This window comes from Neisseria sp. P0021.S007 (genome assembly GCF_051956855.1).
The window spans coordinates 1-926 of record NZ_JBQCXA010000224.1 but is presented as its reverse complement, the minus strand read 5'-3'; the positions used below and the strand labels follow the sequence as shown (position 1 = coordinate 926).

Below are 926 nucleotides of genomic sequence, written 5' to 3'. Positions count from 1 at the left end.
CAATCATAAACGGCACGCCCATCATACTTGCCCAACCGACACCGAAACCAATCATTGGGACAAACATTAAGTATTTATTACCGATGTGCGGAATGCTAAGCAAGGCCAGTGCGGCAAGGGTTACGGCAAAGGCATGAACATATTTGGCGGCATATTTGCGTGCCATCCACATCAAGCCAAAAGCAGAGATAAAGGTTACAACGTTGTAGGAAGCGTTTACCAAACCGGTCCATGCAACCGCTTGACTATACGCTTCGGTATTTTCAACAGTCGAATCCCAAACGGATTGGACGATACTGTGAGAAATATATTGCCAGTAGATAAAGAGTGCGTACCATTGGAAGAGATACACCAAAGCCAGTTGCCTCAGGGCAGTCGGCATTTCGCGTACAGCAACGATAATATCTTTAACAGCATGAGCCGGACCACTTGGTTGCGCTTTAATGGCTGCCATTTCTGCAGGACTAGGCTCGCGTTCGGATGTCGATAAAACGGTAACCAAAACCGAACCGATAGAGCAAACCGCACCAATATAGAACGAACCGAATACCCAATACGGGATACCCGCTTCGGAAGTTTGTTTCAACCAACCGATTTGCTGGAAGATATAGAGGGAAACGTTGGCCAGTGTAATACCCAAACCGGTAAACACAGACTGCATCAAGAAACCGGTAGATTGCTGATGTTCAGGAACCGTATCGGCAATAAAGGCACGGAAAGGTTCCATTGCAGTATTGTTACTGATGTCCAAGAGCCACAGCAACAATACAGCTACCCACAATGCGGTAACGTGCGGATAGATAAAGAGACAGAGGCTGCAACCGATGGCGCCAATCAAGAAATACGGGCGGCGGCGACCCAATCCAGGCACCCAAGTGCGGTCACTCATCGCACCAATCATCGGCTGCACCAGCAAACCGGTAATC

Annotated in this window: 1 protein-coding gene; it reads right to left on the bottom strand. The window is 48.4% G+C overall.

The genetic code is table 11. The features are described from left to right. Positions 1–926 (bottom strand): MFS transporter (locus tag ACTHUR_RS12390; RefSeq protein WP_440398781.1); only part of this gene is annotated, 926 nt, incomplete at both ends.